The following is a 24,097-nucleotide window of genomic DNA, read 5'->3' as shown; positions in this document are numbered from 1 at the left end:
AAGATTCCGAGAGAACATTTATAGATCACGGAGGAAAAATATTCATGCATGAATTAAAAGTGGCCCGTGTCCAGGCGCTTACTACAAGGGAAATGGCTCAGATCGGCCTGTTCACTGCACTTATTGCAGCGGGGGCTTATATTAAGGTCAATATACCGGTTCAGCCGTTTCCCATGCATTTTACTATGCAGTTTTTATTTGTTCTTTTAGCTGGATTTTTACTTGGGGCGAAAAAAGGCGCTATTTGTGTAGGAATCTACCTGGCAGTAGGACTTTCCGGTATTCCGGTATTTGCAGCAGGCGGCGGTCCGGCATATTTGATCCGTCCAACCTTTGGTTTTTTGCTGGGGTTTGTATTTGCAGCATGGATCACAGGAAAATTATCCTCCCTTCGTCAGGGAGCAGGTACTGCCTGGGATCTGTTCAGTGCCTTCTGGGGAATGATGGCTTACTATGTTTCCGGAATGGTGTATTTTTACGTGATCAGTAATTTCGTGATCCATATGCCGGTTTCATGGAAACTGGTGGTGATCAACTGCTTTCTGATCACAGTTATGGAAGATTTTCTTCTCTGCGTTATGGCGGCATTTTTAGCAAAGAGGATCAGGGCACTGGCGGGAGATATGTTCCGTAAGTAGTTGATCAGATGAACAACGATTCCGGGAGAACATCCTTGGAAATATGGAGGTTAAACAGCGTGAAGAAATATAAAATAATCTTTAGTGATATTGATGGAACTCTTTTAAATGATGAAAACCAGGTTCCGAAAGAAACTGTAGAAGAACTGCAAAGTCTGGACAAAAGAGGAATTCCTTTTGTACTGGTATCAGCCCGTATGCCGGAAGGAATGCGTCCGATCCGGGAAGAACTGGGCATTCATGCACCTATGGTGTGCTACAGTGGCGGACTGGTATTGGGAGCGGATAATGAGGAAATCTATAGCTGTCTGATGGATCTTGATCTGGCCTGTGAGATCAAAAAACTGGTTGAAAAAGAATTTCCCCAGGTCGTCTGCGGCACATACGGCGGGGAACACTGGGTAGTAGATGATGGGTCTGATCCTTGGGTACTCCGGGAACAGGAGATTACCCATCTGGTACCTGAAACAGGCGATATAAGGGAAATATTTGGGAAAAACGGAGGTATCCATAAGTTTCTTTTTATGGGAGAACAGAAGTCAGTCATCCAGACAGAAAAGCGGTTGAAAGAGCTTTATCCAGAACTTTCTATAGCAAGATCTAAACCGGTCTATCTGGAAGTGATGAACGGAAACGTGTGCAAATCAGCCGGGGTGAAGATCGTATGTGGGAAATACAACATATCATTAGAACAGGCAATGTCTTTTGGGGACGGACAAAATGATCTGGATATGTTAAATGCAGTAGGGGCAGGTTTTGCCATGGCAAACGCACCGGAAGAGGTGAAGCTGGCGGCGCCGTTTGTGACTCCTGCAGATAACCAGCATCAGGGCCTGCTGGCTGTATTGAGGAAATATTTTGCCACTAACATCTATTGAATATGCACATGGGGGAAAGTGCTTTGGCAGATACAGGAAGAAACTTTGGCTTAAGCGGTGCAGCACTTAAATGGATCGCGATGATCACCATGCTCATTGATCATATTGGGGCAGTGGTGATGGAATATGGTCTCTATTACCAGGGCGGGGCAGAGACTTTTCGCAGGCTTCTGGACAGTGGCAATGGACAGTGGCTGTATACCTTTCAGCGTCTGATGCGTATGGTTGGACGGCCATCCTTTTTGCTGTACAGCTTCCTTCTGGTAGAAGGATTTTTTCATACAAGAAGCAGAAAACGCTATACATTTCAGATGCTTTTATTTGCCCTGATATCAGAAATCCCTTTTGATCTGGCTGCAAGCAATCGCTGGTTTTATCTGGGTTATCAGAATGTTTTTTTTGAGTTTCTCATAGGGCTTACTGTTTTGTGGGGCATGGAACAGGCCGTGATTTTTGGAAAAACACTGCTGACAGTGGAGGCAGGAAAGATATTTGCGGTAGCCTTAGGCTGTATGGCAGCGGTATTTATACAGGCCGATTATGATTATATAGGGATCATTATCATTGCAGCCTTTTACGAATTTCACGCAAGCAGAGCAGGGCGCAGCCTGTCGGCAGCTGTACTGGGCGGGTTGGAGACACTGGATTTAAACTTTGGTATAGGGGCACTGGCAGCAATACCTATCTGGTTTTATAATGGAAAACGTGGAAATCAGAGGTTTAAATACCTGTTTTACTGGTTTTATCCAGTGCATCTAATGATACTGGTGGTGGTCAGAAGCGTTACTTTGGGTATAGTTCCCCGATAGTACATAAGACATTTTTATAAGGGTCTGTACACAGGAGAGAAATCTGTTGATTGTGTGCAGACCATTTTTTTGGTACAATAGAACAAGATATTTGCTTTTTGAGACTTATGAATGAAAAGGAGCGGCATAAAATGAAAAAATACGATTATATACTAGTAGGAAGCGGCCTGTATTCTGGTGTTTTTGCCTGGTATGCAAAGCAGCATGGAAAGTCCTGTCTGGTAGTGGAAAAGAGAGATCATATTGGCGGAAATGTTTACTGTGAGGAGACAGAAGGCATCCACGTACATAAATACGGTGCCCACATTTTTCATACAAGTAATAAAGAAGTATGGCAGTTTGTAAATTCTCTGGCAGAGTTCAACCGTTATACTAACAGCCCGGTTGCCAATTACAAAGGTGAAATGTATAATATGCCGTTTAATATGAATACCTTTAGCAAGATGTGGAATATTTCCACACCGGATCAGGCAAAGGCGATCATTGAGGATCAGAAAAAAGAGGTTACGGGTGAGCCAAGGAATCTGGAAGAACAGGCGATCAGTCTGGTAGGACGCGAGATCTATGAAAAGCTGGTAAAGGGATATACGGAAAAGCAGTGGGGAAGAGACTGTACTGAGCTTCCGGCTTTTATCATTAAGAGACTGCCTGTGCGTTATACCTATGACAACAATTATTTTAATGACTTATATCAGGGAATCCCGATCGGTGGCTACAATGTGATCATCCACCGTCTCTTCGAGGGCTGTGATATTGAAACAGGTGTAGATTATCTGGAAAAGAAGGATTATTACGACAGTTTAGGGGAAAAGATCGTGTATACGGGAACCATTGATGCTTATTATAAGTATCAGTTCGGTAAACTGGAATACCGCAGTCTGCGTTTTGAGTCTGAGATCCTGGATGAGGAGAACTATCAGGGCGTTGCTGTCGTGAATTACACGGACCGTGAAACTTCATATACCCGTATCATCGAGCACAAACACTTTGAATTTGGCACCCAGCCAAAGACTGTTATTACCAGGGAATATCCGGTTACCTGGCAGGAAGGCATGGAACCATATTATCCGGTCAATGATGAAAAGAACCAGGCGTTGTACCAGAAATACGCCAAACTGGCTGAAAAAGAAGAAAATGTTATTTTCGGCGGTCGTTTAGGCGAGTATAAATATTATGACATGGACAAAGTGATTGCTTCTGCCATGGTGCGGGCAAAAGAAATCTTTGGGGCATAAAATTTACAATAAAGTATATGCAGGATCAAAAGGTGATGGCTGCTGCGAAATGGAAAATAACCATTTTGCAGCAGCTTTTTAGTTAATTTATAAATCAGTATCATTTCCATAAATTTCCATATGTATATTTTATAATGCTGCTTTAACACAAAAAAAGTTGTAAAATGACGAATATAAAAGTGACAAGTCGAAAGCTTTTTGTATAATTTTCAGCTTTAAGGAATAAGAATTAGGGTAATCACAAAGAAAAAACAGTAAAAAAATACAAAATAACAACAAAAAAACTTGCATTTTTGACAGGGGTGTGCTACACTTACACACACATGTAGACCGTGGACGTACAAAGAAATATTTGTATGCCACCGGACATGAGAACAGCGTAAAATTATGTTGGAAACATGCAGGGGGATCCGCGAGAACATAACAATGATTAAGGAGGACAAAGTATGAAAATCAAAAAAATGATGGCTCTTGTTACAGCAGCAGCGATGGCATTTGGTCTTGCAGGATGTGGTGGTGGAAATACCGCAGCTACCACAGCAGCACCTACTGAAAAAGCGGAAGGAACTACAGCAGCAGAAGCTGTTACAGAAGCAACAGAGGCTGCGAAAGCAGAAGGCAGTGATAACTGGAAGGTTGCAATTTTAACAGGTACTGTTTCCCAGGGCGAGGAAGAGTTCCGTGCAGCAGAAAAAGCATTAGCTGCATATGGACCGGAGCACATTGTTACAGCCACTTATCCAGATAACTTTATGTCCGAGATGGAGACCACTGTATCACAGATCGTATCTTTTGCATCTGATCCTGATGTAAAAGCTATCGTTATGTGTCAGGCAGTGCCTGGTGCAAAGGCTGGTTTCGATAAGGTCCGTGAGATGGGAAGAGATGATATCCTTCTGATCGCAGGTACTCCACAGGAAGACCCGGCTGTTATTTCCGCAGCTTCAGATCTTGTTTTATATGCAGATGAAGCAGCACAGGGCGATACCATTATGGAAAAATGTGCAGACTGGGGCATTGATGTATTTATTCATTATTCCTTCCCACGTCATATGGCAATGGAGCTGATCGTAGCACGTCACGAACTTCTTAAGAAGAACGCAGATGCACTTGGCATTGAAATGGTAGATGTTACTGCTCCGGACCCGACAGCAGAGGCTGGAGTTTCTGCTTCCCAGCAGTTCATTCTGGAAGATGTTCCACAGCAGCTGAAAAAATATGAAGGCAAGAAAGTTGCTTTCTTCACAACTAACTGTGGTATGCAGCCGTCTTTACAGACCGCTTGCTTAGATGAGCCTAATGCTTATTATCCACAGCCATGCTGCCCAAGTCCATATCACGCATTTCCGGCTACGTTAGGACTGGAACTTGCAATTGGCGGTGATGACGAAGACGCATTAAAGCAGATTGCAGCTAAATTAAAGGAGCATGACGCAGTAGGACGTTACTCTACATGGGCATCCCCGGTTGCTATGACCATTATTGCAGTTGGTGTTGATTATGCAAAGGGATATATCACAGGCGAGATCACAGACCGCAATGATGCTGATAAGCTGGTTGAGATGTTTAACTCTAAAGTTGAAGGGGCAAAGATCAATAATTATACCAATGCAGAAGGTGAAACTTTTGATAATTACTATACCATTCTGCTTGCTCCAGTTGATTTTAATGATTACTTATAAGAAACTTGAAATCGGAGAAAAGGCTCACCCTGTTGATTTCGGGTGGGCCTTTTCAGCTACAGAAAGGGGGAATTTCAATGAACATAGAAAAAGAGTATGTTCTTGAGATGAAAGACATTACCAAACATTATGGTGAAAATACCGTATTAAATGGCGTGTCTCTTTCCGTGAAAAAAGGTGAGATCCATGCACTTTTAGGAGAAAACGGAGCCGGTAAATCCACTTTGATGAATATACTGTTTGGTATGCCAGTCATCCACAGCACAGGGGGCTTTGAAGGAAAAGTCCTTTTAGATGGAGAAGAAACACATATCTATTCTCCTTATGATGCTATGGAAAAGGGAATTGGTATGGTACATCAGGAATTTATGCTCCTTCCAGGATTTACAATTACTGAAAACATCAAATTAAACCGTGAGATCACAAATCCTAATCCGGTGAGCCGCCTTTTTGGAAAGAACCTGGAAAGCCTGGATATGAAGGCAATGGCTTTTGACGCAAGAAAAGCGCTGGATGCTGTAGGAATGAATCTTGATGAAAAAACCCTGGTTCATGGAATGCCCGTTGGCTATATGCAATTTATTGAGATCGCCCGTGAAATCGATAAAACAGGGGTAAAGCTTCTGGTATTTGATGAGCCTACTGCTGTTCTTACGGAAAGTGAGGCAGCCCAGCTTATTTCCGTTATGAAGAAGATCTCTGAAAGCGGTATCGCTATTATCTTTATCACACATCGTCTGGATGAAGTAATGGCAGCTTCCAACAGTATTACGATCCTGCGTGACGGAAAGTTAGCGGCCACCAGAGAGACTGCAAAGACCAGCATCCGCGAGATCGCGGAGCTCATGGTAGGTCGAAAAGGGGAAGCTATGGTAGAAGCAGCCCTAAGACCTGTTCCAGGTGAAAAGGTGGCTATGAGCATCCATGATCTCCATGTAGATATGCCAGGTGAGCAGGTAAATGGCTTATCTGTGGATATTTACGAGGGAGAGATCTTTGGTATCGGCGGTCTGGCAGGCCAGGGAAAACTGGGTATCCCAAATGGTATTATGGGCCTTTATGATGCAGATGGAAAAGTAGAACTGTTTGGACAGGAATTAAACTTTAAAGATACCAAGTCTGTTTTACAGGCGGGCGTTGCCATGGTTTCAGAAGACCGTAAAGGCGTGGGGCTTTTATTAGACCGTTCCATTGAAGATAACATCGTGTTTAATGCTATGCAGATCAAAGGGGAGTATTTGAAGAAATTTGGCCCATTTACCCAGATCGACAGCAAAAAGATCCGGGAAACAGCCCAGGCGTACATAAAAAATCTGGATATCCGCTGTTTTGGACCAACCCAGCATTCAGGTACATTATCCGGCGGCAACCAGCAGAAGGTTTGTATTGCAAAGGCGCTGTGCATGTCCCCTAAATTCCTTTTTGTTTCTGAACCTACCCGTGGTATTGACATTGGTGCAAAAAAGCTGGTGTTAGAGACGCTGGTACGCTTAAACAGAGAGCTGGGAATGACCGTTGTCATAGTTTCCTCAGAACTTCAGGAGCTTAAGAGTGTTTCTGACCGTATTGCCATTGTTTCTGAAGGCAAATTGGTAGATATCTTGTCTCCTCAGGCATCAGATGCAGATTATGGTCTGGCTATGTCCGGCATTAAACCGTCCGAACATACAGAGAAAGGGGGAACAGAAGAATGACGAAAAATAAGATCCAGAGACTCCTTGCCATTCTTTGCGCAGCAGCAGCAGCCTTCTGTATGGTATTAGGATTTATAAATATGCCCAAACAGAACGGAACGGCAGGTCAGGAGATCCTTCGCACTATGCGTATCCAGACACTGCTTAATGCTACCGGTGATAGTGTGGTAGAAAGCTATGTGGCTATTGCAAAGCAGGAGGCCCAGGCAGCAGCCAAGGCATCCGGGGGCGGCATGGCGGCTATCCGTGAAGCAGTAGAAAAAGCAGAAACAGAAACAAGGGAAAAATATGAAAATGGTGCCCAGAATGATCTGTCCGGTATTGATACAACAGGTCTTTTGACAGCCGTTGACGTATATACAGAGGCTGTAAAGGCTTATGCGGAAGCCCAGGCCCAGGCCCGTGCTGCTTATGAAGAGGCACATTATGCAGAAGCAGAGGCAGCTTTAGAGAAGAAACATGAAGAAATGCTGGCAGCAGGAGAGGAAATTCCGGAAGATGAAGAAGTAGTGGTAGATATGTCCGGTTTTGAGGCAACTCCTGAAATGCTTGAGAAACAGGAAGAAGCAAAGGCTATGTATGCAAATGTAGGAGCTGAGCTGAAAAAAATCTATCCGGTGCTGACAGATGAAGCCTTAGAAACACTGGAAGAGACTGTAGAAGGCATTCTTTATCAGTCTGGTGACAGTTTTTCTTCCCAGTATGACCGTTATGTTAAACAGAGCAATATCAAAGAGACAAATGCAGGACGGCTCATCCGCCATGGAGATGACCTGGTTTATTTAGGCTTTGCGCTTCTGGTACTGACTGTGCTGTTATTATTTAACAGCTGGCTTATTGATAAACTGGGTATTCCAAGAGTGATCATTGGAGTGTTCTTTATTTTGCTTTGCTTTATGACCTTATGGTATGATTTATCTCTTTCCACGCTTCTTAGCAATACCATCGTGCGAATGGGTATGAATGCTATCATGGTACTGGCAATGGTTCCTGGTATCCAGTGCGGTATCAGCCTGAACCTGGGTCTTCCTATTGGTCTGGTTGCAGGCCTGATCGGTGGCTTGCTTACCATTGAACTTGGAATTCCAGGATGGGGAGGTTTCCTTTTTGCCATTGTTTCAGGCTCAGCACTGGCAGCTGTGTGCGGTTATCTGTATGCACTTATGCTAAACCGCTTAAAGGGCTCTGAAATGTCTGTTACCACTTACGTTGGTTTTTCTATTGTATCTTTAATGTGTATAGCATGGCTGGTGCTTCCGTTTAAGTCATTAAAGCTTCGCTGGCCATTAGGAACCGGCCTTAGAAATACCATTGGTCTGGACGGGACTAATTTTCGCCATATCTTAAATGATTTTCTGGCATTCCAGATCGGTGATTTTACCATTCCAACAGGACTGCTTTTGTTTATGTTATTTAGCTGCTTTGTTGTATGGATGTTTTCACGAAGCTGTACCGGTCAGGCTATGCAGGCAGTAGGAAACAACCCGCGCTTTGCAGAATCTGTAGGTATCAATGTTGATAAAATGCGTATTATAGGTACTGTATTTTCAACAGTATTAGGTGCAGTGGGAATTCTGGTATATTCCCAGAGTTACGGTTTTATGCAGCTGTACACAGCACCCCGCCAGATGGGTTTTATTGCAGCATCAGCTATCCTTATTGGCGGCGCTTCCACAAGCAGGTGCAAGATCAGCCATGTTCTTATTGGTACGTTTCTGTTTCAGGGCGTTTTAACATTGGGAATGCCGGTTGCAAACGTATTAGTACCTGGTTCTACTATTTCTGAAACATTGCGTATCCTGATCTCCAACGGGATCATTCTGTACGCACTTACAAAGTCAGGAGGTGAGTCTCGTGCGTAGTAAATTAGATATTCGTGAAATACTGCAGAAAAATGCAGTTACAGTCATGTTCGTGGTATTATGTATCATCGGACTCATCTGCTCTGGACAGACAGTTTCTTATGTAATGTATGAATTATTCGGCCGCTTAAGCCGAAATGCATTTATCGTACTGGCACTTATTATTCCTATCGTTGCCGGTATGGGTATCAACTTTGCTATTACCATTGGTGCCATGGCAGCCCAGATCGCAGCTTTGTGGGTGATAGAATGGGGCATCAGCGGACTAACCGGATTCCTGGTTGCCATGCTTATGACCATGCCTATTGCAGCGTTTTTTGGTTATCTTATCGGTAAACTGATGAACAAGATGAAAGGCCAGGAAATGATCGGAGGCCTGATCTTAGGTTACTTTGCAAATGGATTGTATCAGTTATTGTTCTTGTTTATTTTCGGCAATCTGATCCCGTTAAAGGCACCGGGACTGGTGATCAAGGGATCTACCGGTGTTGCCAATACCATCGATCTTTCTACAGACCGTGGTTTTAAATATGCTTTAGATGGCCTGCTGCGTGTTTCCTTCAGCACAGCCGTTCTCGTTATCTGCGGTATTATGGCAGTGGGGGCGTTAGTAATGTTTGCAATGAAGAAAATGGAGAAGAAAAAAGCTTTTACTTATGCCGGTATCTGCGTGGGAGCAATTGCAATGGTACAGCTTCCAGTTGTGAAAAATCTATTTTCCATGGTCAGTGTACCAATGGTCACTTTCTTCGTTGTAGGATTGCTCTGTATATTTAACAATGCACTGATGAAAACAAAGATCGGTCAGCAGTTCCGTGCCGTTGGCCAGAACCGTACGGTTGCCAATGCTTCCGGAATCAATGTAGACCGGGTTCGTGTGATAGCCATTGTGATCTCTACTGTACTGGCTGGCTGGGGACAGCTGATCTTTGTTCAGAACATGGGCTCTTTCCAGACTTACGGTGCCCATGAGCAGGTTGGTCTTTATGCAGGCGCAGCTATCCTGGTAGGCGGTGCATCCATTAAAAAGGCTACTAACGGACAGGCGCTTCTTGGCTGTATCCTGTTCCACTTACTTTTCATCGTAGCCCCATCTGCAGGAAAGAACCTGTTTGGTGATGCTGCCATTGGTGAGTATTTCCGTGTATTTATTTCCTATGGAGTTATCGCTCTGGCACTGGTTATGTATGCATGGGGAGATTATAAAAAGAAAAAGAGTTAATATGTTGCAAATACAATAAAAAGACCGTCTGGCCTGGGAAATAGGTTCAGGCGGTCTTTTACTGTCAGTCCATTAAAAAAGGTTTTATATTGTTACTGCTTAGAGCATTGAGCTAAAATTTCTTTAAGGGCTTTTACCAGTATATTATCTTCTGCCTCGTTCCGGATGGCAATCCGTAAAAACTGGCGGCCGTTTCTGGAAATCTTGGAGGACAGGTCTTTGATAAACAGGTTATAGCGGGTCAAAAGAAGCTCTGTTATCTCTGTGGCGCTGATGCTCTTGCCTGTCAGTTCCACCATCAGGTAATTTGCCTGGGATGGGAAGACGCGGACACCTGGGAGCTTACTTAGTTTTTCTGCAAAACGGGTTCGCTCTCCACGGAGTTTGTCTAAAGCAGAGTCATAGTCTTTTCTGTATTTCTCTTCGATCTGCATATAAAATTCACCGAAGGAATTAATATTCCAGATGGCAACATCTTTTTTTAGCTGTCCGATCAGGTCAGTATCGCCGCTGGCAGCCACTCCCAGACGCAGTCCGGGGATACCATAAGACTTGGAAATACTTTTTACCACGATCATATGTGGATTTTCATCTAACAGTTCTTCCACCAAAAGGGTAGGTTCTGCTTCTTCTGAGAAATCTACAAAGGACTCATCTGCAAGGAAGCGGATGTTTTTTTCTTTTGTCCAGCGGGCCAGCTTTAACATGCCCTTACAGGAGATATAATTGCCGGTAGGATTGTCCGGATTGACAAGTACCAGACAGTCAAGATTTTTACCTTCAAAGAAGTCCATTACATCATTTTCATCATAGGAGAAATCTTCTGTCTGGGGAACGAAGGCAATGACCTTTTCTTTGTCACAACGGTTTGCATATTCTTCAAAAGCAGGACGGATCACACCAAGATTACCCTTTACACGCTCCATAAGGGCTTTGATCAGCTCTGCAGCGCCATTTCCTACAACGATCTGGTTCTGGCGCAGGGAGAAGTTTCTGGCAGCCAGAAGAGAGTTTACAGCCATTCCGGAAGGATACTGTCTTGCAAGGACGTCAAAATTATGTTTGATCTCATCCATCATTTTTTCAGGCGGATAATAACTGTTTACCAGATAGCAGAAATCCAGCATTTTCGGATAACGCCAGTAGCCGCCGAAGCGCTTCTGGATCAGGTGGGTGCGTTCCTTTTCCGGTGCGAAAATGGACTCAGCAATGTTCAGATCCTGGATATCGTCAATTTCATACCAGCGCTGGTTCTCATCCAGACGTTTTGCCTTGATGCCCGAATCATCTAAAGTTACCAGACCCTTTAATACCTGTTCATAGTATTCATTATTTCCCAGTGCTTTTGTATAAGCTTCCAGGAAAGGGACGTAGTGTGTCCTGGAAAATTCACGGCTGAATTTATAAAGATTTACGGTCTTGTAATAATGTTCTGTATCGGAAAAACGGAATTTTTTGCCTGGGATCATGGCTTCGATATCATCCTGATCAGAGAGGACCAGACAGGTTCCATCCATCCAGGACTCGTATTTTGCAGCCAGGGCAAGACTGTCTCTTGGATCATCAGTAAGGCTGTTTAATACAGAGTCTTCAAAGATGATATCGGACTCTAAAAGAAGAGTATCTTCCTTTAACAGATAGTCTTTTGCCAGGAAAAGGGAGTAGATATTGTTAGTGCGGTCATAGACCGGATTGTCGATAAAGACAACAGGTGTTTTGATATGCAGACTTTCAATATGTTCCCGAAGCTTCTGACCTTCATAACCGGTAACAATAACGATCCGGGACAGGTCATGCTGTTCTAGCTGGCTTAAGGTGCGGTTGATCAGAGGAACACCGTTTACCTTTACCATACATTTTGTATTATTCTGTGTCAGCTGCTTTAAACGTTTTCCCATTCCGGCAGCCAGGATGATTGCTTGCATGAGTTTTCTCCTTATAATTAATATGTTCTCACAAAATCAAGTGCAGGAAAGACTCTGAGAGGACATTAATATCTTTTTAAGATCAAATTATTTTGTATTCACTTCCAGGCAGGTAATCCGGGGATTTCCCGTCAGGTGTTTTATGGCGGTTTTTCAGTACATCTTTGTAAATTTTAATACGGTAACGGCGCATTTCTTTCTGGTCTCCAAACAGAAGTCCGAGGGTATCTAAGAAAATGTGAGCCTTGTGGTTCAGCCAGATATATGCCATGTACAGGCGGGGATTCTTGGAATAGGTCTTTCCTATATCAATGGCATTGCGGAAGCCGTAGTAGTTTTTCCAGCTGATGGCCGGGGCAGAACTGGCAGGTGTTGTTTTATGGTTTAAAACAGCTGTGGTCACATTTAAGATACGTGACTGATCATGGAAACGCAGACAGTATTCTGTATCATCAAACCAGATAAAATATTCCGTTTTTGGAAGGCCGATCCTTCGCACCATGTCAGCCTTTACCAACAGACCGCAGAAGGTGCTGATATCGTATTCAAAAGAAGCTTTGGCATATGCTTCTTCCGGTACTGGTCCATAAAGCATCAGCCGGGGACATTTAATGAAACGCCGGTGGGTGGTGTCAATGGATCCGGCAGTGGTTACTGTACCGGAATATGCCAGATAATTTGTCTTTAAGATGGCTTTCTGAAGCTGTTCTATATAATCGGCTGCGATCATGGCATCATCATCAATGATCAGGATCCAGTCACAGTCTGTTTTTCCAAGATTCTCAATACCTTTTGCAAAGCCGCCTGCTCCGCCGATATTTTCCGGAAGATGAAGAATATGAAATTCCGGTTTATTTTTGTCAGAGGAAGCTGTTTGGGTCTCAGCCACCAGCTGGTCCAGATACTTTGAAGTACCGTCTGTACTATTGTTGTCTACTATACAAATATAGGAAAAGGGAACTGTCTGCGACAGAACCTGTTGTACGCATTCTTTTAATAATTCCAGCCGGTTGTACGTAACGATGGTAACTGCGAATTTCACGGGTGTGCTCCTTTGATATATTCGTTATAACGGTATGGAAAAACACCGTTATTTTATAGTATACGCAATTGATCTGGGAAAGTCAAAAAAATCTCTTTGGCAGTTTCAATTTTAGTGTTATATTTACGTAGCTATGATTTGGGTGGGGGAATTTTGTTGCATATACAGAAGAAATGTGATAATCTACCAATATAGGATTCCTCTGTATTACGGAGGAAGAAAAATGAGTAAAAAAACACTGGAAGAACTGGTATTTCATGACGATTTTATGTTTGCGGCTGTTATGATGGATGCAGAAAACTGCAGATGTTTTCTGGAACGTGTATTGGAGATCCGGATTGAAAGAGTTGAGATCAGTACGGAGCATGGCTTCTTTTTTAATCCAGAATGCAAAAGCATTCGCATGGATGTATTTGCAAAAGATGAAAACAGGACACATTATGACATTGAGATGCAGCTGGTAAAAAAAGACAGTCTGGAAAAACGCAGCCGTTATTACCACAGTCAGATGGATGTGGAAATGTTGGAAAAAGGGAAGAGTTATGGAGAACTGGCAGATACATATGTCATTTTTATTTGTAACTTTGATCCACTGGGACAGAAAAAATGCCGTTACACTATCCGGAGATATTGTGAAGAAACAGGAAATGTATTTGGTGACGGGGTCTGTACCGTTTTTCTTAACACAAACGGAGAAAATCGAGAGGAAGTACCGAAGGAACTGACATCATTACTTGATTTTGTTAAGGCTGATCTGATTGGAAGCGAAGCTGATTATGAAGATATATTTGTCAAACAGCTTCAGAATTCCATGCGTCAGATTAAAAGAAGCCGGAAAATGGGGGAACGCTATATGATGTTTGAGCAGTATATGAAAGAGTATGTTCAGGAGCATGCAGATGAGATCCGGGAAGAAGCCTGGGAAGAAGGACTGGCAGAAGGCCGTGCAGAAGGCCGTGCAGAAGGACATGCAGAAGGCCAGGAAGAAGCTACGGTCAGACTGAATAAATTATATTCTTGTCTTCTGACATCAGGGCGTGCAGATGATCTGCAGCGTGCACTGAAAGATCCTGTATATCTGAAACAGTTATTGCAGGAGTTTGGATTTTGATGGTCATAATAAAGAGTGATGATCGTAAATTCTATGAATAACAAAGTCCGGCTCATATCCTATGAGCCGTTTTGCCTGAATGGCAGAATCTAATTTCTATTGAGTATCTTATATCAAAGTCAATTCGACTGAATTTCAAAAGAGGTACAGAGGAATCCTATATGTTTTTATATAAAAATGAAAATTGCCGCAGGGGCATCTGCGTGTAATGCTCCTGCGACAGCCGGTGGTTTGCCTGTTAATATTCGTCTAAATCGTAATCATAGTCGTAGTCATAGTCTGTGTCATCTTCGGCTGTTTCATTTGTGTCATCACCTGGCTCATCTACGGCATCATAATAGGTCTCATCCAGTACACCGTCGGAATCAAAATAGTAATATTTTCCTTCTATGATCTGACCACCGGTCACCATGGCACCGCTTGGGTTGAAATAGTACCAGTGTCCATTTAACTGCTGCCAGCCAGTGAGCATATAGCCGTCACTGTTAAAAAGATAGGTGGAACCATCAATATCAGCTACGCCGTCAGCATAGTAGCTGTCTGCGGAAAGGCGGTACCACCAGCCGTGATCGTCCGTCTGCCAGCCGGTGGAAACTTGCGGGGCTGCGGTTTCTTTTGGAGTCTGGTTTCCAAAAGAAGATTGATTTTTAGAGGAAGAACCGCCGGATGAGCGGGAATTATCGTCAGTGGAACCACCTGCATAAGGGCAGACGCCATTAGGATGCAGGTGAGCTGGATGGCCGCCGCAGTGATAGTGGTAACTTCCAAGGCCGCTTACATTTTTATTATCACGGTGTCCGCCGTTTGCGTCGGTCCGCCCTGGATGTGCTTCTGCTTCTATGACCAGGTTTCCAGAAATTCCGGTAAGCGCAGGTGTAAGGCCTAAGGAAAGACTGCAAGCAGTGATGAGAACAGCCAATGTTTTTTTCATAATATGTATCCCCCTTGTGATCATTTTTAGATCTGTATTTATTACGGTTACATTATAAGTATAGAATAGGCACAAAAAGGGTAATTTGTCAATGATGTTTGAAAGAATTGAGGATGATAAAGACCTTGCTTAAAAAGTCTTCCATGGGTATAATGAGCCAAGAGACAAAAAAGATTTCCAGAGAACATAAATGTAAATGGAGTATAGAGAAGATCTTATGGCAAAAGCACCAAGTGTTCGGAAAAACTATATATACAATTTAATTTACCAGGTGATGACTCTGATCACACCCTTTATCACAACGCCCTATATTTCCCGTGTTCTGGGGGCAGACGGAACGGGAGTGCAGAGTTATACCAATTCTGTAGTCCAGTATTTTGCCATATTGGCGGCACTGGGAACAGCTTCTTATGGGCAGAGAGAGATCGCAAGGCACAGAGATGACATAAAGATGCGCAACCGTCTTTTCTGGGAGATCGAGGCGCTTTGCATGGCAACCACGGCGGCATGCCTTATGATCTGGCTGTTTGTGATTGGTTTTGCCAGAGAATATCGTCCTTATTATATCGTGCTTACCATGACGCTGACTGCTGTTGCCTTTGATATTTCCTGGTTTTTTGGCGGGCTGGAGCAGTATTCTCTCATCGTTTTGCGAAATACGGCAGTAAAGCTTGTGGGTATTGCCATGCTGTTTTTATTTATCCGTAAAAAAGAGGACCTGCTGTTGTATGTGGCGCTGACGGCAGCCACAGGACTTTTGGGAAATATCTCCATGTGGGGGTATTTAAAGGGGCAGGTAGAGCGCCCTGTTTTAAAGGAACTTTGTCCGCTGCGGCATTTAAAAGAAACGCTGGTGTATTTTATCCCCACCATTGCAACTTCTGTGTACACCATTTTAGATAAGACTATGCTTGGCTGGTTCTCTGGGGAAAATAAGTCCCAGAACGGTTATTATGAGTATGCTACCGGCTTTGTGAACATGGCGAAGATACTGATCATGTCTTTTAATGCGGTTATGTCTGCCCGCATGTCTTATTTATTTGGAAATGGGCGTATCGAGGAAGTACATGAGCGTATCCGGGATTCGTTAGATTTCGTGCTTTTAATGGCAATGCCTATTATGCTGGGACTGGCGGGGATCGCAGCCCAGTTTATTCCCTGGTTTTTGGGAAATGGCTATCTGCCGGTTACATTTTTGATGTATGTGTGCAGTCCGCTGGTACTGGTTGTGGGATTAAGCGACTGTATTGGCAGCCAGATCTTAACGCCAGGCGGAAAACGTGCCCAGAGTGGTAAAGTGATCGTGGCAGGAGCCGCAGTCAATGCCTGCTTAAATTTCCTGCTGATCCCTCATTTTGCGGCTTCCGGGGCTGCTGCGGCTTCTGTAGCGGCAGAGTGCTTTATCATATCTCTCTATCTGTGGCTGGGAAGAGATTTTATAAAACCGAAGATGCTGGTGCGCTATGGCTGGAAGCGGCTTGCGGCAGCTGTAGTTATGCTGGGAGCTGTGGTATGGACAGGACAGTTTTTGGAACAGGTCCGTGGACTTGGACCGATCACTACCTTTGTACAGATCGGAGCCGGGGCAGTGGTATATTTCCTGGTGCTTCTGGTTATGCATGATGCGTTCCTGTACCGGTATCTGGGAATCATATACAGACGGCTGACGGGACAGCCATAGCAGGTTTTAACTATATAAAGAAAGATTGTGTTAGACAAAACAGTTTGGAAGGATCATAGGACATGCTGAAAGAAAAGCCGGAATTCTACAAAGAAGAAATACGCTGCGGATATACGGTAGATGAAAAGACAAAACGTGTATGGGCGGTACAGCTGGAAATGTTAGATGAAGTGGAGCGTATCTGCAAAGCCAATGGGCTTAAATATTTTGCAGACAGCGGAACTCTCATTGGCACTATCCGCCATGAAGGATATATTCCCTGGGATGATGATATTGACCTGGTGATGTTAAGGGAAGATTACGATAAATTCGTACAGATCGCTCCGGACTGGCTGAAAGAAGATCTGGTTCTCCAGACTGTATATACAGAAAAAAACTATCTTAGAGGGCATGCCCAGATACGCAACAGTAAGACCTGCGGCTGCAATGAAGAAGATAAAAAAGCAGGTTATAACTGCGGCATTTTCATTGACATTTTCCCATTAGATGGTATGCCAAAGACGGAAAAAGCTAGAAAAAGCTGGGCTAAGAAGATCCAGTTTTACTGGACCGTACTTTATACATGGTATCGGTTTGATTATTATGAAAATGCAACATTTTTCGGAAAGCTCCTTCATGGCGTGGGAAGCATTCTTCATATTCCTATGCGCAAGGCGTATAAGGGTTATGAAAAACTGTGTACTCGTTTTAAAGGAAAAGATACGGAATATGTGTGCGATACGGTTTTTATTCGTTATCTGGAAAAAAACACCTGGAAACGGGAGTGGTTTAAGGAAGCGGTCTACATGCCATTTGAAAACCGCAGGATACCGGTGCCGGTGGGCTATGATGGAAGGTTGACCGCAGAATACGGCGATTATATGAAACCAGCTAAAGCACCAACCATGCACGGCGGTCTGATCCTGGATCCAGATGTGCCTTATACGGAGTATCTGAAAAAATAAATAAAGAAACGGAAACGTTTTTAACGGAAAAGAAAGTTGCGCACTGTGAAAGTAAATGTTAAAATACAAATAGATAAAATATTATCTTTTTTATATAAAAAATGCTGTTTTGGATAAAATATTAGCAGAAAATAAATGAGGCATTTATGGAACAATTTATATGGGAAACAGCGGAAGAACTGGATCAGAATCTTGCGCTTCGTGTACGAAATATCAGAAAACGCCGCTCTATATCACAGGAAAAGTTAGCTTCAATCAGTGGGGTAAGTTATGGATCTATTAAGAGATTTGAAGCTACAGGGCAGATATCATTAATATCCTTAACAAAAATCGCTATGGCACTGGATATGGCAGATGAATTGAGAAATCTTTTTACGCAGGTACCATACAAGGATATACGGGAGGTTATCAATGAAAGAAGATAATGTGCTTCAGGTATATTATGGGGAAAAACTTGTAGGAACACTGGCGTTGACTGCAGATTACAAAGCTGCATTTCAATACGCACAGGAATGGCTGGAAAATGGCTTTTCCATTAGTCCTTTTTCGTTGCCTTTGAAAAACCAGGTATTTGTTCCAACGAAAGATTATTTTTCAGGCCTTTTTGGAGTATTTGCAGATAGTCTTCCAGACAATTGGGGAAGACTTTTGCTGGATCGACTGATTCGTGCACATCAGCAGAATCCAGATGAACTGACGATTTTAGACCGACTGGCGATTGTTGGAAGTTCTGGAATGGGAGCATTGACGTATTATCCGGAAAAGAGTTTTGATGAAGAAACAGGGAAGCTGGATTTAGATGAACTGGCAGAAGAATGTCAGAAAATATTAAATACAGAATATTCGGATAAATTAGATGAACTGTATCATTTGGGAGGTACCAGCGGCGGTGCAAGACCTAAAATTATGACAACAATCCATGGAGAAGAATGGATTATAAAATTTCCTGCACATGTAGATGGGAAAGATACAGGAAAGATGGAGTATGATTACTCCTGCTGCGCAAAGCAATGCCAAATTGCTATGAGTGAAACGAAACTATTTCCATCTGACAGGTGCAAAGGATATTTTGGAACCAAAAGATTTGACAGAAGACCAGGTGGAAAGAGAATCCATATGCTGACAGCGGCAGCTCTTTTAGAATTAGATTTTGAACAGCCGAGTCTGGATTATCATAGTCTGATGAAACTGACGAAAATATTAACAAGGGATAATGAAAAAGATGTGGAAAATATGTTCCGGAGAATGTGTTTTAATGTATTTGCACATAACCGGGATGACCACTCGAAAAATTTCACCTATCTATATAATGAAACAGAAGACAGATGGCATCTGAGCCCGGCCTATGATCTTACCTACAGCAATACTTATTATGGAGAACATACGACCACAGTTGATGGAAATGGAAGAAATCCAGGAAGAAAAGAACTTCTGGCGGTGGGAATGACAGCTAGTATGAAAAGAGCTGCCTGTGAACAGATAATAGATGAAATACAGACATGCGTAACACAGATGCTTGGTGAGTATCTGAAAAAATAAGGAAAAAATAAGAAACAGCTGCCAGTTACAGTCCGACAGCTGTTTTTTTAACCAGCTATGAAAACATCTCATCATAATGCTCAAAATATGTTTCAAATGTATCGTAAAGCAGAGTTTCTAAATCTCTGGTCACCGGAGGCATGGTGCGAATGGGGTGGTGGGCCATGATGAGAAAATATCCCTGGGAAGGTGTGAGAAAGTGACAATCTTCCTGGCTATCTCTCATGATTTTTGACGGCAGTATTGTATTTCCAACACCATTTCTTTCCAGAAAGAGCAGAACGGATGGAACTGCTTCGCAGAACGGACGGGGAACCGTCGGATATAACTGCTTAAACAAACGTTCCTGTTCGTCGCGAAGTGGATTCCCTTTTGGAACAGTCATGGTTTTTGAAAGTTCCGATGGATCAGAAAGAGGAGTGCTTCTGGAACAATATACAAGCTCATCTTCACTGAGGATACGGCTGTCTAAAATGGGGTGTTCCTCTTCGCAGGAAAAATAGACTCCATAGTCGGCAGAGGCATTTAAAAGTGATTCCTGGATCTGCTCACGGCTGTTGGTATTGACATTCAACTGGATATCCGGGTGCTGTTCTTTAAAAACAGGGACAACCTGGGTCTGGATGATGTGGAGCAGACTTGAATCACATTGCAGGTAAATGCTGCCTTCGTGTCCTTGTTGATAGGTTTTGATGTGTTCCGACATTTCCTCTTCAATCTGTAAGATATTGCGGGCAAAGTTTACAAAGACTTTTCCAGCATTTGTGGGACGTAACCGGTTATGCTCCCTTGTAAATAATTTGGTACCCAGCATTTTTTCTATCCCATGGAGGTATCGGGAAAGTGTGGGCTGTGTCAGGTAAAACTTTTCAGCGGCTTTTGTCAGGCTTTTTTCATCTACAATGGCGATCACATACCGGAGTAGCTGAGGATTCAGACTTACTTTAGAAGGAGCTTGTACAGAAGATGCAGTCATATGTCTGTTCGGTGTAGAAACAGAAGAATTTGTACTGCTGACAGCCGGATTGGCAGCCTGGAGAAAGTCATTTACTTCTTTTGAAGGAATGATCTCGAAACGGCGATCTGGATTTGACTGGAAATCACGGATCAGAAGAAAAACAAGGTATTGTTCAGGCTCTGTCAGTTTATGACCCAAGGGGAAACGGATGTGGGTTTCCTGATACACAGGCGGATCCAGTGGGAGAAAAACTAATTCATTGCAGGGAGCAGCATATTTTTTAGATACAAAGCCTGCTCCGGCAGCCTGGTGGAGCATGGAATCCACGATGATCACATTATCAGACTCAAAGGTGATCACAGGCTCAAAACCAGCTTCTTTAAAAAGCCCATCTGCAAGGATGCGGATATTGTGTCGTGGGCCCTGGAGTACAAAAGGAGTGTCTTTCAAATCGGTAAGCCGGACTTTATCTGAAGATGACAGAGGATGAGCAGTAGGAAGGGCTACCAAAAGCTCTTCACGGGCAACGGGGATATCGGTTACTTTATCGGAAGATTTTCCAGAGCCGATAGCGAGATCCACCTGGCCTTTTAGTATGGCATCTGTTTGTTTGCTGGAGTACAGCTCTGTCAGCGACAGAGAAATATCCGGGTAACGCTTCATAAATGGCTGATAGATCCGGCTGTATATCATGGAACCACGATTAGGACCGGTTCCAAGATGGATATAGGTATGATTCATATTGATGATAGGCCGTAGGGATTGGGAAAGCCTGTTTTGTTCACTTACAATCTTATGGGCGTATTCTATGACACAGCGGCCCTCAGAGGTAGGTACCAGATGACGGTGATAACGGAGAAAAATCTGGAAACCAAGGGAGGTTTCGTATTCTGTAAGAAACTTGCTCAGAGCAGGCTGTGAGATCTGTAGTTTCTCAGCCGCAGCTGAAAGATTTCCCATATCTGCTATAACTGTAAGATAATAAAAGTGTCGTGTTGTCATATGAGATCAATCCCCTTTTTAATTTCTATCTTCATTATAAATAAAATCCATGGAATGTCAAAATAATACATTTAGTATAACTAAAATGCCATGATAAGTATAATGAATATGGCTTTGTAAAATAAGAAATACAAGTATATAATACAAAATATAAAGACGTATGACATGAAAATAAGGTCAAAAATGCTAAAAATGTCAACGTCATAGCGCGAAAATATTATATTTAAAATGCTATGAAAAAAGGAGAAGGAGAACATGAAGGAAAAAACGAAATTCAAAACATTCAAGAAAAAGAATGTGGGATTGCTGTTGATCCTGCCATGGTGGATTGGTTTTGCAATTTTTAAATTGTACCCATTTGTATCATCATTGATCTACAGCTTTCATGATTACAATCTTTTCAGGACAGCCACTTTTTCTGGTTTGGACAATTATAAAAAAATACTGGGAGATCCTATGATCATGAAGGCCTTTATACAGACCTTTAAATATGCGTTTCTTACAGTCCCGCTGGAATTAATATTTGCGCTGTTTATTGCTTATATCTTGAATTTTAAGATTAAGGGTGTGAATTTTTTCAGAACAGCCTATTATATTCCTTCCATTTTAGGCGGATCGGTTTCTATCGCAGTATTGTGGAGATTCCTGTTTAAAACAGAGGGACTTGTGAATATGATCGGATCCAGGTTTGGAATCCAGCCATTTAACTGGTTAGGAGATCCAACCGGGGCTTTCTGGGTAATCGTATTTTTGAAGATCTGGCAGTTTGGTTCCCCTATGGTAATCTTTCTTGCTGCTTTAAAGGGTGTGTCAAAGGATCTATATGAGGCGGCATCCATTGACGGAGCCGGAAAATGGAGACAGTTCTTCAGTATCACTATTCCCCTTATTACACCGGTTATTTTTTATAATTTTGTTACTCAGCTGTGCAATAAGTTCCAGGAATTTAACGGACCATTTATTGTAACGCAGGGAGGACCGCTTCGTTCTACTACGTTAGTATCTCTGCTGGTATACAACAATGCGTTTAAGAGCTATGAAATGGGAATGGCAAGTGCCATTGCATGGCTGCTGTTCCTGATCATCATGACCCTGACAGCGGTATCATTCCTGAGCCAGAAGTACTGGGTATATTATTCAGATGAAGATGGGAGGTAAATGTAATGACTCGCGAAACACGCTATAAAGTAAATATGGTCTTACGATATGTCATCCTTTTGGCGGTGGGAGTTGTCATGGTATATCCTCTGATCTGGATGATCGGGGCTTCTTTTATGACCAATGAGCAGATATTTTCAAGTGTAAACTTTATACCAAAGGCACCTACTTTCAGTGGATATCAAAAAGGCTTTGCAGGATACCAGGGAATGACGCTTCTTCATTTCATGGCAAATACATATAAGTTTGTAATACCAAAAGTAATCTTTACGGTAGCTTCAGCAACGCTGACCGCTTATGGATTTGCACGGTTTAATTTTGTTGGCAAACGTTTTTCCTTTGCAATCCTGCTGTCAACCCTTTTCCTGCCTCAGGTAGTACTGAATGTACCTCAGTATATACTGTTTGACCAGGTGGGATGGCTGGATTCTTACCTTCCCATCATAATTCCTTCTCTGTTGGCAGGTGATACCTACTTTGTATACATGCTGATCCAGTTCCTTAGAGGGATACCAAGAGAATTGGAAGAAGCGGCTGAAATTGATGGATGCGGAATCATGCAGAGATTATGGTATGTGATCGTTCCTATGCTGAAACCGTCCATTGTCTCCTGCGCATTGTTCCAGTTTATGTGGGCATCCAACGATTTTATGGGACCACTGATTTATGTTAATACAGTATCCAAATATCCGGTATCTATTTTCCTTCGTATGTCCATGGACGCTGATGTAGGCTTTGAATGGAACAGAGTACTGGCTATGTCACTGATCGCCATCATCCCATCTCTGATCGTATTCTTCGCAGCACAGGATTCCTTTGTAGAAGGAATTGCGGCAGGAGGTGTGAAAGGATGAGAAAAAGCAGGATCATTGACAGCCACGCCCATGTGGTTCAGTATATTGCCGGCACAGGTGCGGGCGGTGAACTGCGCAGCATAGGAAATGGAATGGCCGTTTATGCTAATGGTCAGACTGTGAGGATGATACCTGAGGAATTCGGCGGGGATTGTGTGACGCCGGAGGATCTGCTGAAAGTGATGGATGCAAACGGGGTAGAAAAGGCAGTGCTGCTTCAGGGAAATTTTTACGGATATCAGAATTACTATACCTATCTGGCGGCTAAAAAGTATCCGGACCGATTCGCAGGAGCTGGCGCATATGATCCCTATTCCCGTGACCGGGATGGAATCCGTAGATATCTGTTTGAAGAACTGAATTTTAAGATAGAGAAGTTTGAAGTAAGTACCGGTTCCGGTCTGATGGCCATTCATCCTGAATTTAAGGTGGATGGACCTGTGATGGATGAGGCCTGTTCCTACGCCTGTGATCATGGTCACGTATTCGTAATTGATATCGGAAAATGCAAAAGTGACAGCTGGCAGGTTTTGGGACTTCGAAATCTGGTTAAAAGATATCCGGAAATGAAATTTGTAGCCTGTCATCTGCTGGCTCCATCGGATAAAGATAAGGATAAATTGCGGCAGGCATTAGAAGTGCTGCAGTTTCCGAATTTGTGGTTTGATCTGTCAAGTCTGGTCCATAACTGCAGGCCAGATACCTATCCCTATCTTAAAGCCATTGAGTTTATCCGTTTGGCCAAAGAAATCGTAGGATCAGAAAAACTGATGTTTGGCACAGACATGCCATCGGCGTTAAAAGAGGATGTATATGAGCATTATGTCGGCTATATAGATGAATCCCCTGTGTTCACAGAACAGGAAAAAGAACAGATTTTTTATGAAAATGCTTATGAAGTTTATTTTGCAAATAAATAATGTAGAAGGAGA

The 24,097-nt window shown here is 43.0% G+C and carries 20 protein-coding genes; 16 read left to right on the top strand and 4 right to left on the bottom strand.

Annotation, left to right across the window (positions count from 1 at the left end; all coding sequences use genetic code 11):
- The first annotated feature begins 44 nt into the window (after positions 1-44).
- From OGM16_02810 to OGM16_02775, 8 genes are all read left to right on the top strand, one after another.
- A complete protein-coding gene (locus OGM16_02810; protein ID UYJ47225.1) occupies positions 45-638 on the top strand; it encodes a biotin transporter BioY in 594 nt (197 codons plus the stop codon).
- 59 nt (positions 639-697) lie between these two features.
- Positions 698-1,516 carry a Cof-type HAD-IIB family hydrolase gene (locus tag OGM16_02805; GenBank protein UYJ47224.1) on the top strand — a complete coding sequence of 273 codons (819 nt, stop codon included), beginning with the start codon at positions 698-700 and terminating at the stop codon, positions 1,514-1,516.
- 23 nt (positions 1,517-1,539) lie between these two features.
- Positions 1,540-2,325, top strand: coding sequence for a conjugal transfer protein TraX (locus tag OGM16_02800; GenBank protein ID UYJ47223.1), 786 nt, complete (start codon positions 1,540-1,542; stop codon positions 2,323-2,325).
- Positions 2,326-2,456: 131 nt separating this feature from the next.
- Complete coding sequence (glf, locus tag OGM16_02795; GenBank protein UYJ47222.1) at positions 2,457-3,560, top strand: UDP-galactopyranose mutase; 1,104 nt, start codon at positions 2,457-2,459, stop codon at positions 3,558-3,560.
- Positions 3,561-4,006: 446 nt separating this feature from the next.
- Entirely contained in the window at positions 4,007-5,242 is a 1,236-nt protein-coding gene (locus tag OGM16_02790) for a DUF3798 domain-containing protein (protein ID UYJ47221.1), read from the top strand.
- A gap of 77 nt (positions 5,243-5,319) precedes the next feature.
- Complete coding sequence (locus OGM16_02785) at positions 5,320-6,936, top strand: sugar ABC transporter ATP-binding protein (protein ID UYJ47220.1); 1,617 nt, start codon at positions 5,320-5,322, stop codon at positions 6,934-6,936.
- Positions 6,933-8,798 (top strand): ABC transporter permease, encoded by a 1,866-nt coding sequence (locus OGM16_02780; GenBank protein UYJ47219.1) that lies wholly within the window; start codon positions 6,933-6,935, stop codon positions 8,796-8,798. The genes OGM16_02785 and OGM16_02780 overlap by 4 nt, the downstream gene beginning before the upstream one ends.
- Complete coding sequence (locus OGM16_02775; GenBank protein UYJ47218.1) at positions 8,791-10,020, top strand: ABC transporter permease; 1,230 nt, start codon at positions 8,791-8,793, stop codon at positions 10,018-10,020. The genes OGM16_02780 and OGM16_02775 overlap by 8 nt, the downstream gene beginning before the upstream one ends.
- 92 nt (positions 10,021-10,112) lie before the next feature.
- Here OGM16_02775 and OGM16_02770 read toward each other — a convergent pair whose 3' ends face one another.
- Positions 10,113-11,945, bottom strand: coding sequence for an aminotransferase class I/II-fold pyridoxal phosphate-dependent enzyme (locus tag OGM16_02770; protein ID UYJ47217.1), 1,833 nt, complete (start codon positions 11,943-11,945; stop codon positions 10,113-10,115).
- A gap of 82 nt (positions 11,946-12,027) precedes the next feature.
- Positions 12,028-12,987, bottom strand: coding sequence for a glycosyltransferase (locus tag OGM16_02765; protein ID UYJ47216.1), 960 nt, complete (start codon positions 12,985-12,987; stop codon positions 12,028-12,030).
- Positions 12,988-13,210: 223 nt separating this feature from the next.
- Between OGM16_02765 and OGM16_02760 the strand changes: the two genes are divergently transcribed.
- Positions 13,211-14,098, top strand: coding sequence for an Rpn family recombination-promoting nuclease/putative transposase (locus tag OGM16_02760; protein ID UYJ47215.1), 888 nt, complete (start codon positions 13,211-13,213; stop codon positions 14,096-14,098).
- A 238-nt stretch (positions 14,099-14,336) separates the two neighbouring features.
- Here OGM16_02760 and OGM16_02755 read toward each other — a convergent pair whose 3' ends face one another.
- Positions 14,337-15,029 carry a YHYH domain-containing protein gene (locus tag OGM16_02755; GenBank protein UYJ47214.1) on the bottom strand — a complete coding sequence of 231 codons (693 nt, stop codon included), beginning with the start codon at positions 15,027-15,029 and terminating at the stop codon, positions 14,337-14,339.
- 217 nt (positions 15,030-15,246) lie between these two features.
- Here OGM16_02755 and OGM16_02750 point away from each other — a divergent pair, with 217 nt between their 5' ends.
- The 4 genes from OGM16_02750 (at position 15,247) to OGM16_02735 (ending at position 19,193) form a co-directional block, all read left to right on the top strand.
- On the top strand, positions 15,247-16,710 hold the full coding sequence (locus OGM16_02750; GenBank protein UYJ47213.1) for an oligosaccharide flippase family protein: 1,464 nt from the start codon (positions 15,247-15,249) through the stop codon (positions 16,708-16,710).
- A gap of 62 nt (positions 16,711-16,772) precedes the next feature.
- Entirely contained in the window at positions 16,773-17,654 is an 882-nt protein-coding gene (locus OGM16_02745) for a LicD family protein (protein ID UYJ47212.1), read from the top strand.
- Between the two features lie 146 nt (positions 17,655-17,800).
- Complete coding sequence (locus OGM16_02740; GenBank protein UYJ47211.1) at positions 17,801-18,079, top strand: helix-turn-helix transcriptional regulator; 279 nt, start codon at positions 17,801-17,803, stop codon at positions 18,077-18,079.
- Positions 18,066-19,193 (top strand): type II toxin-antitoxin system HipA family toxin, encoded by a 1,128-nt coding sequence (locus OGM16_02735; protein UYJ47210.1) that lies wholly within the window; start codon positions 18,066-18,068, stop codon positions 19,191-19,193. Before OGM16_02740 ends, OGM16_02735 begins: the two co-directional genes overlap by 14 nt.
- A gap of 55 nt (positions 19,194-19,248) precedes the next feature.
- Here the strand turns inward: OGM16_02735 and OGM16_02730 are convergent, their stop codons facing one another.
- The gene (locus OGM16_02730; protein UYJ47209.1) at positions 19,249-21,153 is read right to left on the bottom strand and encodes a LysR family transcriptional regulator; all 1,905 of its coding nucleotides are present in this window, start codon (positions 21,151-21,153) and stop codon (positions 19,249-19,251) included.
- A gap of 255 nt (positions 21,154-21,408) precedes the next feature.
- On the opposite strand from OGM16_02730, the gene OGM16_02725 reads away from it, so the two are divergent.
- From OGM16_02725 to OGM16_02715, 3 genes are read left to right on the top strand one after another with little or no spacing between them, the layout of a single operon-like run.
- Positions 21,409-22,311, top strand: coding sequence for a sugar ABC transporter permease (locus OGM16_02725; protein UYJ47208.1), 903 nt, complete (start codon positions 21,409-21,411; stop codon positions 22,309-22,311).
- 5 nt (positions 22,312-22,316) lie between these two features.
- A complete protein-coding gene (locus tag OGM16_02720; GenBank protein ID UYJ47207.1) occupies positions 22,317-23,165 on the top strand; it encodes a carbohydrate ABC transporter permease in 849 nt (282 codons plus the stop codon).
- Positions 23,162-24,085: an amidohydrolase gene (locus OGM16_02715; GenBank protein UYJ47206.1), complete on the top strand. Its 924-nt coding sequence runs from the start codon at positions 23,162-23,164 to the stop codon at positions 24,083-24,085. Before OGM16_02720 ends, OGM16_02715 begins: the two co-directional genes overlap by 4 nt.
- Positions 24,086-24,097 lie beyond the last annotated feature (12 nt).

Source organism: Lachnospiraceae bacterium, assembly GCA_025758065.1.
Classification (GTDB): domain Bacteria; phylum Bacillota; class Clostridia; order Lachnospirales; family Lachnospiraceae; genus Enterocloster.
This window is presented reverse-complemented; position numbering and strand designations above follow the sequence as displayed.